This is a genomic window from Marinobacter sp. B-21 (assembly GCF_056857895.1).
The window spans coordinates 1-15,663 of record NZ_JBSXNZ010000042.1; the positions used below are offsets into that span (position 1 = coordinate 1).

Consider the following 15,663-nt stretch of genomic DNA (forward strand, 5'->3'; position numbering starts at 1 on the left):
GGCTCGCTTTCATGGGGTGGGGACGGCCTATTTGCCGAGCTATCTGGCCTGGCGACGGCTGTTTGAAAATGAGCAACCTTCTGAAGAGGCTTGGCTACTTACCGCGATAAATGCAAAACAACAGTCAATGCCAACATAGCCATATAAAAACAGCACTTCAGGATAACTGGATATGGATATCCCTACCCCGATACCGGCGCAACCAACCCGGTTTCTGGACAAGGTTCGGAGTTTTTTGCGCCTGCGAGGCATGGCGTACAAAACAGAGAAAACTTACCTGTTCTGGATCAAACGCTTTATTCGCTTCCATGGCCTGCAACATCCTCAGGATATGGGCTCTCCGGAAGTCGAAGCATTCCTGTCGCACCTGGTTTTACAGGTGAACGTCAGCGTCTCTACCCAACGAGTCGCATTGAACGCCTTAGTATTTTTGTATCGGGAGTTTTTGGGCCAGCCTCTGGACGAACTGAACTTTGAGCGTGCAAGAAAACCGGTAAAGCTTCCAACGGTATTCAGTGCGGAAGAAGCCAAGTCTGTAATCCGCAATCTGGAAGGTGAATACAAGCTCGTTGCCATGCTGCTCTATGGCTCCGGCTTACGCATCAACGAAGCTCTGCGCTTGCGGGTTAAAGATGTTGATTTTGATATGCAGCAACTGATTGTTCGAAGCGGCAAAGGCAGTAAAGATCGGATTACGCTATTGCCGGATCGGCTTATCGCACCGGTGCAACAGCAAATTGATTCCGCGTTGCACCAGCATCAGGCAGATCTCTTGAAGGGATTTGGCTCTGTTTATCTTCCAGCCGGCCTGGCGCGCAAGTATCCGAACGCCAGTCAGGAGCCCGGCTGGCAATATATCTTTCCCGCCCCAGAGCCGTCACGGGATCCTCGCTCAGGTATTCGCAGGCGGCATCACTTGCTGGATCGAACCGTTCAAAAGCATATTCGTCGCGCTATTCAGGCGGCTGGCATCCACAAGCTCGCCGGGAGTCATACCTTTCGCCACAGCTTTGCCACACATCTGCTGGAGGCCGGCTATGATCTGCGCACCATACAAAAGCTCCTTGGCCACTCGGATGTGCGCACAACGGAAATCTACACACACGTCGTTCGCAAAGGTGGATTCGGTGTTCGCAGCCCTGTTGACGAGGGTTTCTAACTCTCCCAGTTACTGGCGGGAATTCGCTGTATGTGGATGTGACTGATGAGACGGATGGCCGGGCGAATCAGGAACTGGAAACTGCCAACGATAAACAGCCAGATAGCCGCCTTCTCATATTCGGGGAACAGAAACAGGATACTGCCCACGAGGAACCAGATGGCGATGAAAAAGTCGTTGATGATGCTGATCACTTCGTAGCGGCGGCGAATGATCAGCTCTTCATTTCCCAGTTTCAGGGTCAGTGGGCTGTCGGTACGGCCTTCAATCATACGGCTTACGGCCCGGGTTATTGCAGGTCGTTAAAGGCAGCATCGGTTCGTGCCGCCAGGATGAAGTCGTTTTTGTGCAGGCCGCCGATTTCGTGGCTCCACCAGCTTACCGCGACTTTTCCGTATTCCAGAACAATCACGGGGTGATGATTCTCGGCTTCGGCGAGATCGCCGATCTTGTTGGTGAATTCCAGAGCCTTAACAAAGTTTTTGAGTTTGAAGATCTTGTGAAGCTGCTCTTCTCCATCAATGTCCAGAACTTCCCAGTCCGGAACGTCTTTGTGCAAGCGCTGCTTCTCTTCCCCGGTAGCCTTGGGCGCGTTCGGGCTGCACGCTTCGCAGCTGTGCTCTTTCAGGTCACTCATCTCAACCTCCATGGCTGATGGCTGTACTATAAGCGTGGGTCTGGCCGTTCGTTTTATCAACCCTTCCCTTGAAATCCCGCCACTCTCAATATACTGTATATTTAAACAGTATATTGAGAATGTTCATCATGAGCGAGCTTCTGAACACGCTGATGCAGGATGCCCGTGTCTGGCAGGGGCGCCGTCACGTCCAGACCACACAACCTGCGGAACCAACCGGGTATCAGGTTCTGGATAACCAGCTTGGCGGCCTGGGCTGGCCCCGGGGCGCCCTGAGCGAATGCCTTCTGGATGCACCGGGTATTGGTGAGCTGCATTTGCTGCTGCCACTCATGCAGCGGGTGTGTGGAGAAGGTAAAACCGTGTTCTGGCTGAATCCGCCACACACCCCCTATGCGCCAGCCCTTGCCCGGGAAGGCGTAAATCTGGACCAGGTGGTTCTGATCCATGCTGAGGATGAGGGCGACTTTCTGTGGACACTGGAAAACTGCCTCCGCTCACCGGTAACGGGGCTGGTGATGGCCTGGCCCGGAAAACTGGCCTCCCGGGAGGTCCGGCGCCTGCAACTGGCTGCCGAAGCCGGTAGCAATGTGTGCGTGCTGTTCCGGGAGCGGCGTTACGCCGGGCAGAATTCTCCGGCCGCACTGCGCCTGGAGCTGGAGCCGGGTGAGCAGCAGGATCTTACGGTAAATGTGCTGAAACGCCGGGGAAGCTGGCCCGGGCAGCGCTGTTCACTGGCCATGGCCCAGCGGGCCGGCCTTTCGTTTCGTGAAACTACCCGGACCATTCGCGGGCCCTGGTCGGATTCAACCGGGTAATAGCTCTCCATGCTGTGGCTGTATTTGCATTTTCCACACCTGTTGCTGGACCATATTCGCCGCTCCCGTGAAGACCAGGGCGCGCTGGTGATTGTGGAAGGCTCTGGCCAGAAGGTGATCCAGGCCTGCCCCGAGGCCAGGGCCCAGGGCATACGTAGCGGCATGCGCCTGAAAACCGCCATCGGTCTGGTGCCGGATCTGGGCATGGTGCGCGCTGATGAGGCTCAGGAAGTCAGAATCCTGGAAGATCAGGCCCGCTGGCTGTATCGCTACGCCGCCTATATTGTGCTGGTTCCGCCGGATGGCCTGCTGACTGAGATCGGCAGCCTGCAGAAGCTGTATGGCGGGCTGCCCACCGTTTGGCAAACGGTGGAACAGGGGCTGAATGAGCGCCAGTTGAATGCCTGGATCGGGATTGGCTACACGCCCCTGGCAGCCCGCCTGATTGCCCGTGCGGGCAAGGGGGAATGCACAGCCGATAAGGACCATATTCAGCGAACCCTGAGCCAGATGCCCCTGTTGGCTGCCGAATTCGATGAGAAAGCCTGCACGCGTCTGCAGCGCCTGGGACTGAGCACGCTGGGGGAGGTCTTTGATTTACCGTCCAATGAGCTGGCACGCCGCCTGTCTCCTGAGCTGCTGGCTTACATCCAGAAAATCCAGGGCACACGGCCGGATCCGCGAGCACCCTGGCAACCGCCCCACTCTTTCCGGCAGCAGGCCGATTTTGTGCGGGAGATCGAGCACACCCAGGGGCTGCTGTTTCCGCTCCAGCGCATGCTCACGGAACTGGAGGAAGACCTTTGCTGGCGCCAGCAGGATACCGACAGCCTGAGGCTGGTTCTGAAACACCGGCACTCGGAGCCTACCCGTTTACACATCCGAACCTCCGGGCCGGAACACCGGGCCGGGAACTTTCTGAACCTGATCCGGTTGCGACTTGATCAGCTTTCGCTACAGGCGCCGGTTATCTCGCTGATGCTATCGGTGAAGCGTTTCATGCCCCGGGAAAAGCCATCCGGGCAGGACCTGCTGGGAGAAACCCAGGATCTGAATGAAGCCTGGCATACCCTGATCAGCCGCTTGCAGGCGCGCCTTGGGGAACAGGCGCTCAAACAGCTCTCGCCCCAGGCCGACCATCGCCCCGAACGGGCGTGGTCCGCTTCAGAAGTACTGCGCAAACCCGGAGCCCGGTTAAAGCCGGACGGAAAGCTGCCACGGCGCCCCCTCTGGCTGTTGAAAGGCCCGCAACCGCTTGCCGAAGCGCCGGCCGCCTGGTTCGCCGGCCCGGAGCGGATCAGCGGTGGCTGGTGGGATGGCCAGCGGGTACACCGGGATTACTACATTGCCCAACTAAACAACGGCCAACTGGCCTGGGTCTTCCGGGATGCCCGGGAGGGCTGGTTTGTGCATGGCTGGTTTGGCTGATGGCTGAACGTCAGTATGCAGAGCTGTTCTGCTTCAGCAATTTCACTTTCCTGACCGGAGCCTCTCACCCACACGAGCTGACCGAACGGGCGCACGAGCTCGGCTACGCGGCTCTGGCGATCACCGATGCCTGTTCCGTGGCCGGCATTCCCCGGGCCTGGGCGGCACTGTCCGAAAGCCCGGTCAAGCTGATTACCGGCAGTTGGTTCGAGCTTTCCGATGCGCCCAAAGGCGCAACCACACCCCGCTTTATCCTTCTGGCACGGACCCGTAAAGGCTATGGCCAGCTCTGTCAGCTGATCACCACCGGCCGCCGTCGGGCGGAAAAAGGCCAATACCAGTTATTCGCCCGGGACATTGAAACCCACCCTCTCGACGACTGCCTGTGCCTGTGGCTGCCACCCTCACCTGCCGAGGCAGAGTCCGATCAGGCTCTGGCCTGCGGAGAATGGCTGAACCGCCTGTTTGATCCCCGGCTCTGGATTGCCGCCGCCCGCACCCTGGAATCCGGCGAGGAACAGCGGCTTGCGCGGATTCGCTGGCTGGCCGGGCAGATACGCATCCCGGTTGCCGCCGTGGGTGAAGTGCATATGCACAGCCGGGAGCGTCAGCCCCTGCAGGATGTGCTTACAGCCTTGCGCAACCACACCAATCTTGAACACGCCGGCCACTGCCTGTTCCAGAATGGTGAACGATACCTTCGGCCCTTGCCCGTTCTTCAGCGGCTGTTTCCCGAAACCTGGCTGAACGAAACCCTGGCCATCGCCCGGCAATGCACCTTCGAGCCCGGCAGCCTGCGCTACGAATACCCGCCGGACCTGGTGCCGGAAGGGGAATCCCCCGCCAGTTACCTGAAACGGCTGACCCGCGAGGGTGAGCGCCGGCGCTACCCCGAAGGTACGCCACTTCCGGTCCAGAACCTGATCCGCAAGGAACTGGGCCTGATCTCGGAGATGAAGTACGAGCATTACTTCCTCACCATCCACGACATCGTGGCCTTTGCCCGCAGTCGGGATATCCTGTGCCAGGGCCGGGGCTCCGCCGCCAACTCCGCCGTCTGTTACTGCCTGGGCATCACCGAGGTGAACCCGACCCGGGTTGAACTTCTGTTCGAACGCTTCATCTCCAAAGACCGTAACGAACCACCCGACATTGATGTGGATTTTGAGCACGAGCGCCGGGAAGAAGTCATCCAGTACATCTACCGGCGCTACAGCCGGGAGCGGGCCGCCCTCGCCGCCACAGTGATCCGTTACCGTCCTCGCAGTGCTATTCGTGATGTTGGCAAAGCCCTCGGTTTTGATCCCGCCCTGGTAGAACAACTGCTGGAAGGCATCGACTGGCGGGACAAGGCCACCAACTGGCGCCAGCAGATTCTGGACAAGAAAATCACCCGCAATCCGCAGGTGGCGGACCAGTTCTTCACCCTGGTAAACACCCTGCTCGGCTTTCCCCGCCATATGTCCCAACATGTAGGCGGTTTTGTTATCAGCGCCGGCCCACTGGCCGAACTCGTCCCGGTCGAAAACGCCGCCATGGCAGACCGCACCGTTATCCAGTGGGACAAGGATGACCTGGAAAGCCTGGGCCTGATGAAAGTGGATGTGCTGGCTCTTGGCATGCTTTCAGCCATACGCAAGGCCCTGGAGCTGATCAGCGACGAAAAGGGTCAGCCATTCCGGATACAGGACATCCCCCCGGAAGACCGGGCGACCTACGCCATGCTCCAGAAAGGCGACAGTATCGGCGTATTCCAGGTGGAGTCCCGGGCCCAGATCAACATGCTCCCGCGCCTGAAACCGGAAACCTGGTACGATCTGGTAATCGAGGTGGCCATCGTGCGGCCCGGCCCCATCCAGGGCGACATGGTGCACCCCTACCTGCGCCGCAAACACGGCCTGGAGCCAGTGGACTATCCTAACGATGCCGTACGAAAAGTCCTGGAGCGCACCCTGGGCGTGCCCATTTTCCAGGAACAGGTCATCAAGCTGGCCATGGTGGCCGCCGGTTTCTCCGCCGGCGAAGCCGACCAGCTCCGCCGGGCCATGGCCGCCTGGAAATCCCACGGCGACCTGACCCCGTTCCGGGAAAAACTGGTCACCGGCATGCTCGAACGCGGTCACGACGCCGACTTTGCCGAACGGCTCTACCAGCAAATCTGCGGCTTCGGCGGCTACGGCTTCCCCGAATCCCACGCCGCCAGCTTTGCCCTGCTGGTGTACGCCTCCGCCTGGATCAAACGCCACCATCCGGCCGCCTTCTACTGCGCCCTGCTGAACAGCCAACCCATGGGGTTCTATTCCCCCTCGCAACTGGTCCAGGACGCCCGGCGCCACGACGTTACCGTACTCCCGCCAGACGTGAATGCCAGCCAGTGGAACCACACCCTGGAAGGCAAGGAACACCACCTGCGCCTGGGCCTGAGAATCATCCAGGGGCTCTCCGCCAGCGGTGCCGAACGCATCCACCAGAACCGCCCGGCAGCCGGCTACCGCTCCGCCAGTGAACTCCGTCGCCTGGCCGTACTGAACCAGCGTGACATGGAGCTCCTGGCCGGCGCCAACGCCATGCCCACATTCACCACCAACCGCCACCAGGCTTACTGGCAACTACTCGACCACGAACAGCCCGCCGAACTGTTCGCCGAAGAAACCACCGTCGACTGCCAACCGGAATATTGCCACCAGCTACCGGAACCCACCGAAGGCCAGAACGTATTGGCCGACTATTCCAGCCAGGGCCTGACCCTCCAGCGCCACCCCCTGGCCCTGCTCCGGGAACAGGGCCACCTCCGGTTCTGTCTCAGTGCCGAACAACTGAAAACCACCAAAGCCGGCATCCCCGTCCAGGTGGCCGGCCTCGTCACCGGCCGCCAGCGTCCCGGCTCCGCCTCCGGCGTTACCTTCGTGACTCTGGAAGACGAAACCGGCAACGTGAACGTGGTGGTGTGGCTGGAAACGGCGCGGCGGCAGCGAAAACCGCTACTGACCGCCCGGTTGTTGCATGTTAAGGGGGTTCTGGAAAGAGAGGGGGATATTGTTCATGTGATGGCGGGGAGGCTTTCGGACCTCACTCATTTAATAAAAACGCTTCCGGTCGGTTCCAGGGATTTTCACTAAAAGTATTACGAAAAGTTGGAGAGCCTGCCGGAATTCCCCTCCCAGGAATGTTGGAGGCCATGGATGGCCGGAAACAAGCGCACATGGGTGAGGCCGAGCGTTTATGAAAGGAGGCTCCATATCCGCTCAAACTCACGAATTGTCAGTCCTATGAAACGAGAAAACCCCGTGAGGCCAAAGCCCAACGGGGTTTCTCAAAGCAGCGGAGAGAGATCAGCCCAAAAGCTTGATCATCACACCAGCAGCAACCGCAGAGCCGATAACACCAGCCACGTTCGGGCCCATGGCGTGCATCAGCAGGAAGTTATGCGGATTGGCTTCAAGACCAACCTTGTTGGACACCCGCGCTGCCATCGGCACCGCGGACACACCGGCTGAACCAATCAACGGGTTGATCTGCTCCTTGCTGAACTTGTTCATCAGCTTCGCCATCAGAACACCACACGCAGTACCCACAGCAAACGCGCCGATACCCAGCGCCAGAATGCCCAGGGTCTGGGCATCCAGGAACTTGTCCGCCATCAGCTTGGAGCCAACAGACAGCCCGAGAAAGATAGTCACGATGTTAATCAGTGAGTTCTGGGCGGTGTCACTCAGACGCTCAACCACGCCACACTCACGCATCAGATTACCGAAGCAGAACATACCCAACAGCGGCGCCGCATCCGGCAGGAACAGCACCACAGCGATCAATACCACCAGTGGGAAGATGATCTTTTCTTTCTTGCTCACCGGGCGCAACTGGGACATCTTGATCTTGCGCTCTTCCGGAGACGTCAGCGCCTTCATGATCGGCGGCTGGATCATCGGAACCATCGCCATATAGGCATAGGCAGAGACCGCAATCGCACCCAGCAGGTGCGGAGCCAGAACGCTCGATACGTAGATCGACGTCGGACCGTCAGCACCACCGATGATACCCACGGCTGCCGCTTCCAGGATCGTGAAGTCCAGAATGCCGGCCCAGTCCAGTAGCGCCGCACCCAGCACTGTACCAAAGATGCCGAACTGAGCCGCCGCACCCAGCAGCATGGTCTTGGGGTTCGCCAGCAACGGGCCGAAGTCGGTCATTGCACCCACGCCCATGAAGATGATCAGCGGGCCCACGGTGCTACCGATAACCACCAGATAGAAGTTGTACAGCATTCCGTTACCGTACCCGAAGTCCTGTGCCAGACCATTAGCCATGACGACCTGGGCAGAGCTCGCTTCTTTATAGGCGTGCTTGAACGCATCCATGATTTCCGGCGTCACCGCCTGGCCAGCCTGATAGGCAACATCCAGTGCGCTGGCGAGCGCCGCCAACACTTCCGGCTTGCCGTAGTGAATGGCATTCTCAGCGGCCGACAGGGCAAGCCCCGCCTCCGGAATGTTCGCCAGAATACCACCGAAGCCAATCGGCACCAGCAGCAGCGGCTCAAATCCCTTACGAATCGCAAGGTACAGAAGAAGCAGGCCGACGGCGATCATCACCCCCTGGCCTGGTGTCATATTGAACAGGCCACTACCTGTCCACAATGTCATTAATTTATCCATGGAATGCTGGCCCTTATGCGATTGTCAGCATTTCATCATCAGGAGAGACGGCATCACCGACCTTGATGAAGATTTCACCGATAGTACCGGCCTTGGGTGCGCGGATCTCGGTTTCCATTTTCATGGCCTCGAGAATGATCAGCACATCGCCCTCTTCCACGGCGTCACCCGGAGAAACCAGAACCTTGAAGATGTTGCCGCCCAGAGGCGCAACCACCGGCTCACCTTCACCAGCAGCGGGTGCCGGTGCGGAGGAAGCCACCGGTGCAGAAGCTGCACCACCCTCACCCTGAATCTGGGTGATCTCACCACCTTCGGAAACCGCAACCACAAACTTCTTGCCGTTCACTTCCACGGTGTAAGTCTCGGGGCCGTCAGCCTTCCTGGCAGGAGCGGCACTTTCTGCGGCCGGAACCGGCTCGAAGGCGTCCGGGTTGTCACGGTTTTCCAGGAACTTCAGGCCAATCTGCGGGAACAACGCGTAGGTCAGTACGTCGTCTACGGTGTTTTCCGCCAGCTTGATGCCCTTGTCGTCCGCCAGCTTCTTGAGCTCGTCGGTCAGCTTGTCCATTTCCGGCTCAATCAGATCCGCCGGACGGCAGGTAACTGGCTCTTTTCCATCGAGGACACGCTCCTGCAATTCCTTGTTCATCGGCGCCGGTGCAGCGCCGTACTCGCCTTTCAGGATTGCAGAGGTTTCTTTGGAGATGGACTTGTAGCGCTCGCCAGTCAGAACGTTCAGCACCGCCTGGGTACCCACGATCTGGGAAGTCGGAGTTACCAGCGGAATGAAACCCAGGTCTTCGCGAACCTTGGGAATCTCTTCCAGAACCTGATCGAACTTATCGCTTGCGTTCTGTTCGCGCAGCTGGTTTTCCATGTTGGTCAGCATGCCACCCGGTACCTGGGCAATCAGGATGCGGGAATCGGTACCACGGAGACTGCCTTCAAACTTCGCGTACTTCTTGCGTACCTGGCGGAAGTAGCTGGCGATTTCTTCAAGCAGGTTCAGGTCAAGACCGGTATCCCGATCAGTACCTTCCAGAATGGCGACCACGGCCTCGGTGGGCGAGTGACCGTACGTCATACTCATGGAAGATATAGCGGTGTCAACGTTATCAATACCGGCTTCCGCTGCCTTGATGGCGGTGGCAGTCGACATGCCAGTGGTGGCGTGGCACTGCATGTGAATCGGAATATCCAGTTCTTTCTTCAGACGGCTGACCAGATCGAACGCCACATAAGGCTTGAGAATACCCGCCATATCCTTGATGGCAATGGAGTCCGCACCCATGTCGGCGACTTCCTTCGCCAGCTCTACCCACATGCCGATGGTGTGCACCGGGCTGGTGGTGTAGGCAATCGTGCCCTGGGCATGCTTGCCGGTCTTACGGACGGCCTTGATGGCGCGATCCAGGTTACGGGGATCGTTCATCGCATCAAAAATACGGAACACGTCGACGCCGTTCTCGGCGGCACGCTCACAGAAACGGTCCACCACATCATCCGCGTAATGACGGTAACCCAACAGGTTCTGGCCGCGCAGAAGCATCTGCTGCTGGGTATTGGGCATGGCTTTCTTCAGCTCGCGGATGCGCTCCCAGGGGTCTTCGCCCAGGTAACGGATGCAGGAATCAAAGGTAGCCCCCCCCCAGGATTCCAGTGACCAGAAACCGACCTTGTCGAGTTTCTCGGCAATAGGCAGCATGTCATCCAGCCGCATACGGGTGGCAAGCAGGGACTGGTGGGCGTCACGCAGGATAACGTCCGTAATCCCCAGCGGTTTCTTTGTGTCAGTCATCGTGTCAGCCTTCTGTTTAAAGGTTCTATCTTTTACCGGATCACTTCTTGTGGCGGGCCCGGAATTGTGCAATTGCCTTTTTAATGGCCTCGGCAGTGTCGGGGTCAACCGACGCAGGCGCCTTCGGCTTGGCACGTGGCGTTTTGGCCGGGGTTGCCGGCTCTGGCGGCGCAAACCGCCCTATGAGTTTGGACATGAGGAGCGTCGCGACTACCAGAATAATCAGGAACACGAACACAAACCCCATTCCGGCAATCATCAGATCGACGGCCTGTGACATCAGGTCATTCATATCGAACAGCTACCTGTATTGATTTATGTTTCTTCCGAACCCTGCCCGGCCTGACCAGTTAGACCAAGGTCTAACGCCATTCCGTCACAATTCGGGTGGCAAAATCCTGCGTAATTTACCGTTTTCAGTAGCCCCGGGCAACCTGAATGCGAAAATCTATACGGAGTTTCCGAGTGTCGAGGCCCATAATGACAGACACCATGGCGCCCGAAGCAATTCTCATTCAGGCATACCGGACGCGTATTTTGCGGCCTTTGACCTTGCCACTTTCCAATCTGGACAAAGCTTTGCCTGCCTGCGACTTCTCAACAGCCACAAAACACTGATGATCAAACAGATCTATCTTGCCAACCGCCTTGCCGGGAATGCCAGCATCTCCCGTGAGTGCCCCCAAAACATCTCCTGGACGGATCTTGTCCTTGCGACCACCAGCAATGCACAGGGTTCGCATGGCAGGAACAACCGGTTTTGCCGGCGTAGCCAGAAGCGATTCAGTGTCTCCCCAGAGCGCGCTACGCCCCCGCTCGGATTCAATCCGGCTGATCTTATGTCCCTGGGCCGGCGTGCAGAAGGTAACTGCATGGCCCTGCTCCCCTGCTCGCCCGGTACGTCCGATGCGATGGGTGTGAACTTCAGGGTCCCGCGCCGGTTCCGCATTTATGACGAGCGGCAGGGACTTGATATCCAGACCACGGGCAGCCACGTCGGTGGCAACCAGAATCGAACAGCTTTGATTACCAAAACGCACCAGCACACTGTCACGATCCCTTTGTTCCAGATCACCATGCAACGCCAGCGCCGAAAACCCCCGATTGCCCAGGTCTTCCGCCATCTCGTCACACTGCTGTTTTGTGGTACAGAAAACGATACACGACTCAGGCTGTCTCCCGGAGAGCAGTGCCACAATGGCATCCGCCCTCTGCCGGGGCGACACCTCGTAGAACAGCTCTTCGATGTCCGGATTCTTGCCAGCGGTTTCCGCGCGCACGTCCACCGGGTCTTTCTGATACTGTTTGCTGAGTTCACGGATCGGAGCCGGCCAGGTTGCCGAGAACATCATGGTCTGCCGCGAGCCTGGCGTCTGCGAGAGGATGTCTTCCATGGCATCCTGAAATCCCATATCCAGCATCCGGTCTGCTTCATCAAGAACGACAGTCTTCAGGCGCGCGAGCGAGAGAGTCCCCTTGCGCAGGTGGTCCTGAACCCGTCCCGGCGTGCCGACAACAATGTGCGCCCCATGACTGAGCGAACCGATCTGCGGCCCGATCGACACACCTCCGCACAGGGTCAGTATCTTGACGTTCTCGCGGGCGCGGGCCAGCTCCCTCAACGCCTTCGCCACCTGATCCGCCAGCTCCCGGGTCGGGCATAAAATCAACGACTGCACCGCAAACAACCGTGGATTCAGCCGCTCAATCAGACTGATGCCAAATGCAGCGGTTTTACCACTCCCGGTTTTTGCCATGGCAATCACGTCTTTACCGGCAAGCCCTGGCGCTAATGCCTTTGCCTGTATCTCGGTGGGTTTTGTAAAACCCAGCTGCTCAAGATTTGCACGCATGGCAGAAGACAAACCGAAGTCATTAAAAGAAGACATAAAAGAAAATCCCGGAATCAGCGGATGCTGGTTATGAAGGCAATAATGAGGGCGTATACTAGGCCAGAATGATACCAGAATTTGCAACTAAAGAACGGAGTTACTGATGGCAACCCTTCAGGACCAATTGCTGAAAGCCGGCCTTGCCGATGAGAAAAAAGCCAAAACCATTCGCACTGAAAAGCGCAAGCAACGTAAGCAGCAACCCAAGGGCGCGGTTCAGGTTAACGAAGCCGAAATCCGGGCACGCCAGGCCCGCGAAGAAAAGGCAGAACGGGACCGTCAGTTGAACCTTGAGCGCCAGCACGCGGCTGAGAGGAAAGCAATCCAGGCACAGATCCGCCAATTGGTTGAATCGAACCGCCTCGACCGAAGCCGGGGGGAAACCTCCTATCAGTTTGTCCATGGCAAGAAGATCAAGAAGATTTTTGTAGACGACAAAATGGTCGATCAGCTGTCCCGCGGCCGACTGGCCATTGTCCATGTCAACGACAATTACGAGATCGTGGCAGAGGGCGTTGCCCGGAAGATTCTGGAACGTGACGAAAATGCCGTTGTCGTGCTCCACGATCGCAAGAAGGATGACGCGGGAGAAGATGATCCCTATGCGGGTTATGAGATCCCCGATGATCTGATGTGGTAAACCGGCGGCTCAATTCTGATAGCTTTAAATTCTCAGCAACCCTCTATTCCGTATCACGTTCGAAAACACCCGGCAATCAACTGTAACGGTAAAGTTCTGGAATACGCAGCCGTAAACCGACTTAATATAAGTCAAACAAAAGGCACTTTAACTCTTCAGGGCGCATCAGAACGCCTCCCGGTTTCCACAACCAGGGCGAGAAGCGATAAAGGCTGAACCGGCAAATCTCACCTCCTCCAGGGACATTGAATCAATGCGTTTTCCAGAACTCTTCTCCAATATGACCATCCGGACCAGGCTGGCCAGCGGCTTCGCCATCCTGCTGTTACTGACCATTCTGGTGGGCGTGGTGGGTGACCGCGCCCTGGACAGCTACAGCAAAATGTCAAATATTGTTGCCATGCTGGGGCAAGTGAATACCGGCCTTACGGAAGCTCGCGTGGAAGAGAAGAACTTCCTTTTGACAGGCGAAGCTGATGCAGTCACCAAAACGCAAGCGCAAGGCGACCGCGTTCTCGAACTAACCAACGAGATAAAACCCCTGCTGGAGGTCAGCGAAGACGTTAACAAGCTGGGCCGCATTCAGTCTGGTGTAAAACAGTATCAGCAACTGATGGGAGAGGTTGAGAAAAACATCAGTGATCGGGAAAAGGCCCTCAACCGCCTTGAGACCAGTGCCAGAATTTTCGGGTCGTCCCTGAAGGCCCATAGTTCGCTGTTTTTTGCCTCAGCGATTTTCGAGGATATGCGCCGGTCAGAACGAAAGTTTCTGATCGAGCATGATGACGCCAGCGTCAAGGCGTTTCTTGGCGATGCCAAAAGGGTCCAGAGCCCGCTGAAATCAGCTGCCATCACTGCCGAAGAAAAAGAACAGATCAACGCGGCGCTCGACACCTATGCCAACGAGTTCCGTACGGCTGTAGAACTGACCCAAACGGGCAGCCGCTTATCGGAGGAAATGGTCAGTACAGCGAGAAGCGCCATTGAGTCTGCGAACAGCCTCCGTGCCCTGCAGGCCGAAAAAATGGAAACGGACCGTCAGCAAGCATCCTGGCTGATTTTTGGCGCGACAAGTATCGCTCTGGTGCTCGGTATATTAATGGCCTATCTCATTACCCGCTCGATTGTGGCACCGGTCAACCAGGCGGTAGACATCGCATCTGAAGTTGCTTCCGGCAACCTGACGGTCGACATAAACGCCTCTGGAACCAATGAGATTGGCCGCTTGATGGCTGCCCTGGCGACCATGGTCACCAGCCTCCGGGAACTGGTCAGAAGCATCGAATCCGGCGCCTCCAACATCGCAGCTTCCTCCGAGGAACTGTCTACAGTCACCAGCCAGACCAGCGACGGCATTAATCGCCAGAAACAGGAGACCGATCAGGTCGCAACCGCGATGAACGAGATGGCAGCTACCGTTGGCGAGATTGCACGGAGTGCAGAGCAGGCATTTTCGGTGGCAACCGATGCCGCCAGCCAGGCGAGCGAGGGTGAGCGGGAAGTTCGGGAAACAGTCGAGCAAGTTAACAACCTGGCCCGGGAAGTAAACCAGAGCATGGAAACCATTCAGGGCCTGCAAAAAGAAACCGCCAACATCGGCACTGTCCTGGATGTCATCAAATCCGTGGCCGAGCAGACCAACCTGTTGGCGCTCAATGCTGCCATCGAAGCGGCGCGTGCCGGTGAGCAGGGCCGGGGATTCGCTGTGGTTGCTGATGAAGTTCGCTCCCTCGCCCAACGGACCCAATCGTCGGCTCAGGAAATCGAGACACTGGTAACCTCGCTTCAGAGTAGTGCGGGAGATTCAGTATCCGCCATGGAATCCAGCACCACCATGGCCTCCAACACGCTGGAGCGCGCGAAAGCGACGGGAGCTACCATTGAGCTCATAACCAGGGCCGTTGAGGATATCAAACAATACAACAGCCAGATTGCCACGGCATCCGAACAACAGACATCGGTGGCTGAAGAGATCAACCAGAACATTACCAGAATCAGGGACGTGACCGATCAGTCCGCAGCCTCATCCAACCAGACCGCAAGCTCCAGCAGCGAACTGGCCAGGCTCGGCAGCGAACTGCAGAACCTGGTTTCCCGCTTCAGGCTTTAAGCCAGCCAATAGCAAAGAGGGACCGGAAACAATTCACCGTTCCCTGCGCCCTCTGCTTTTGTGCCAGCCAATATTTTAGTTGAGCTGGTGCCGCTCGAAGATCTCCAGGATTTCCCGTTCGGTCTCGGCGGGCACGCTGACTTTCACCACCTTGGCTTCCTCGTCGATGAAAATGTTATCGCGCGGGATACCGGTTGCGATCAAATCGTCCCAGGCATTCTTGGCCTGGACGTGATCTTGGTAGGCGCCGTTTATTGTCTTATTCATGAATAGACCTCTTGCTTGCTAAACAATTTCCTTGCACCTTAGAGGTTAGGCGGAGACGAGATTTACGCAAATATTAATCAATCGGAAATTGACCAAGCGCAAATAAAACCCCGCGCGGGGCCGCCGTCGCGCTGCTCCGGCGTTCCTCAACCCACTGCGTGGGTTTCGGTCGAACCTCTTATCGGTTCCAATCCTCCCAGCTATACAAAGCAAAACGCCTCAATCTGTGGGGTACACAGACTGAGGCGCTTTGGTC

The 15,663-nt window shown here is 57.6% G+C and carries 13 protein-coding genes and 1 pseudogene; 7 read left to right on the forward strand and 7 right to left on the reverse strand.

Going from position 1 to position 15,663, the window contains the following annotated elements:
* Both AC13C0_RS02210 and AC13C0_RS02215 read left to right on the forward strand, forming a co-directional pair.
* Positions 1-139, forward strand: a pseudogene (locus tag AC13C0_RS02210) (IS1595 family transposase); the annotation flags it as partial.
* 33 nt (positions 140-172) lie between these two features.
* Positions 173-1,159: an integron integrase gene (locus AC13C0_RS02215; protein ID WP_117620212.1), complete on the forward strand. Its 987-nt coding sequence runs from the start codon at positions 173-175 to the stop codon at positions 1,157-1,159.
* Here AC13C0_RS02215 and AC13C0_RS02220 read toward each other — a convergent pair.
* Positions 1,156-1,431, reverse strand: a complete 276-nt coding sequence (locus AC13C0_RS02220; protein ID WP_117620211.1) for a YrhK family protein — start codon at positions 1,429-1,431, stop codon at positions 1,156-1,158. The two genes, AC13C0_RS02215 and AC13C0_RS02220, sit on opposite strands and share 4 nt — an antisense overlap.
* Positions 1,432-1,448: 17 nt before the next feature.
* Positions 1,449-1,796: a 4a-hydroxytetrahydrobiopterin dehydratase gene (locus tag AC13C0_RS02225; RefSeq protein ID WP_117620210.1), complete on the reverse strand. Its 348-nt coding sequence runs from the start codon at positions 1,794-1,796 to the stop codon at positions 1,449-1,451.
* 128 nt (positions 1,797-1,924) lie between these two features.
* Between AC13C0_RS02225 and imuA the strand changes: the two genes are divergently transcribed.
* From imuA to AC13C0_RS02240, 3 genes are read left to right on the forward strand one after another with little or no spacing between them, the layout of a single operon-like run.
* A complete protein-coding gene (gene imuA / locus AC13C0_RS02230) occupies positions 1,925-2,614 on the forward strand; it encodes a translesion DNA synthesis-associated protein ImuA (protein WP_117620491.1) in 690 nt (229 codons plus the stop codon).
* 9 nt (positions 2,615-2,623) lie between these two features.
* Positions 2,624-4,042: a Y-family DNA polymerase gene (locus AC13C0_RS02235; protein WP_482953894.1), complete on the forward strand. Its 1,419-nt coding sequence runs from the start codon at positions 2,624-2,626 to the stop codon at positions 4,040-4,042.
* Positions 4,042-7,161, forward strand: a complete 3,120-nt coding sequence (locus AC13C0_RS02240; protein WP_482953895.1) for an error-prone DNA polymerase — start codon at positions 4,042-4,044, stop codon at positions 7,159-7,161. The genes AC13C0_RS02235 and AC13C0_RS02240 overlap by 1 nt, the downstream gene beginning before the upstream one ends.
* A 213-nt stretch (positions 7,162-7,374) precedes the next feature.
* Here AC13C0_RS02240 and AC13C0_RS02245 read toward each other — a convergent pair whose 3' ends face one another.
* The 4 genes from AC13C0_RS02245 to dbpA all read right to left on the reverse strand — a co-directional run bounded on the left by AC13C0_RS02245 (position 7,375) and on the right by dbpA (position 12,387).
* Positions 7,375-8,697 (reverse strand): sodium ion-translocating decarboxylase subunit beta, encoded by a 1,323-nt coding sequence (locus AC13C0_RS02245; RefSeq protein ID WP_227539377.1) that lies wholly within the window; start codon positions 8,695-8,697, stop codon positions 7,375-7,377.
* A 13-nt stretch (positions 8,698-8,710) separates the two neighbouring features.
* Positions 8,711-10,498 (reverse strand): sodium-extruding oxaloacetate decarboxylase subunit alpha, encoded by a 1,788-nt coding sequence (oadA, locus tag AC13C0_RS02250; RefSeq protein WP_341581682.1) that lies wholly within the window; start codon positions 10,496-10,498, stop codon positions 8,711-8,713.
* A 40-nt stretch (positions 10,499-10,538) separates the two neighbouring features.
* Complete coding sequence (locus AC13C0_RS02255; RefSeq protein WP_117620205.1) at positions 10,539-10,790, reverse strand: OadG family protein; 252 nt, start codon at positions 10,788-10,790, stop codon at positions 10,539-10,541.
* Positions 10,791-11,013: 223 nt separating this feature from the next.
* Complete coding sequence (gene dbpA / locus AC13C0_RS02260; RefSeq protein ID WP_482953896.1) at positions 11,014-12,387, reverse strand: ATP-dependent RNA helicase DbpA; 1,374 nt, start codon at positions 12,385-12,387, stop codon at positions 11,014-11,016.
* Between the two features lie 106 nt (positions 12,388-12,493).
* Between dbpA and AC13C0_RS02265 the strand changes: the two genes are divergently transcribed.
* Positions 12,494-13,030, forward strand: a complete 537-nt coding sequence (locus tag AC13C0_RS02265; RefSeq protein WP_117620203.1) for a DUF2058 domain-containing protein — start codon at positions 12,494-12,496, stop codon at positions 13,028-13,030.
* A 253-nt stretch (positions 13,031-13,283) separates the two neighbouring features.
* Entirely contained in the window at positions 13,284-15,140 is a 1,857-nt protein-coding gene (locus AC13C0_RS02270; RefSeq protein WP_117620202.1) for a HAMP domain-containing methyl-accepting chemotaxis protein, read from the forward strand.
* A gap of 75 nt (positions 15,141-15,215) precedes the next feature.
* On the opposite strand, the gene AC13C0_RS02275 is transcribed toward AC13C0_RS02270, so the two are convergent.
* A complete protein-coding gene (locus AC13C0_RS02275) occupies positions 15,216-15,407 on the reverse strand; it encodes a hypothetical protein (RefSeq protein ID WP_117620201.1) in 192 nt (63 codons plus the stop codon).
* Positions 15,408-15,663: the final 256 nt, after the last annotated feature.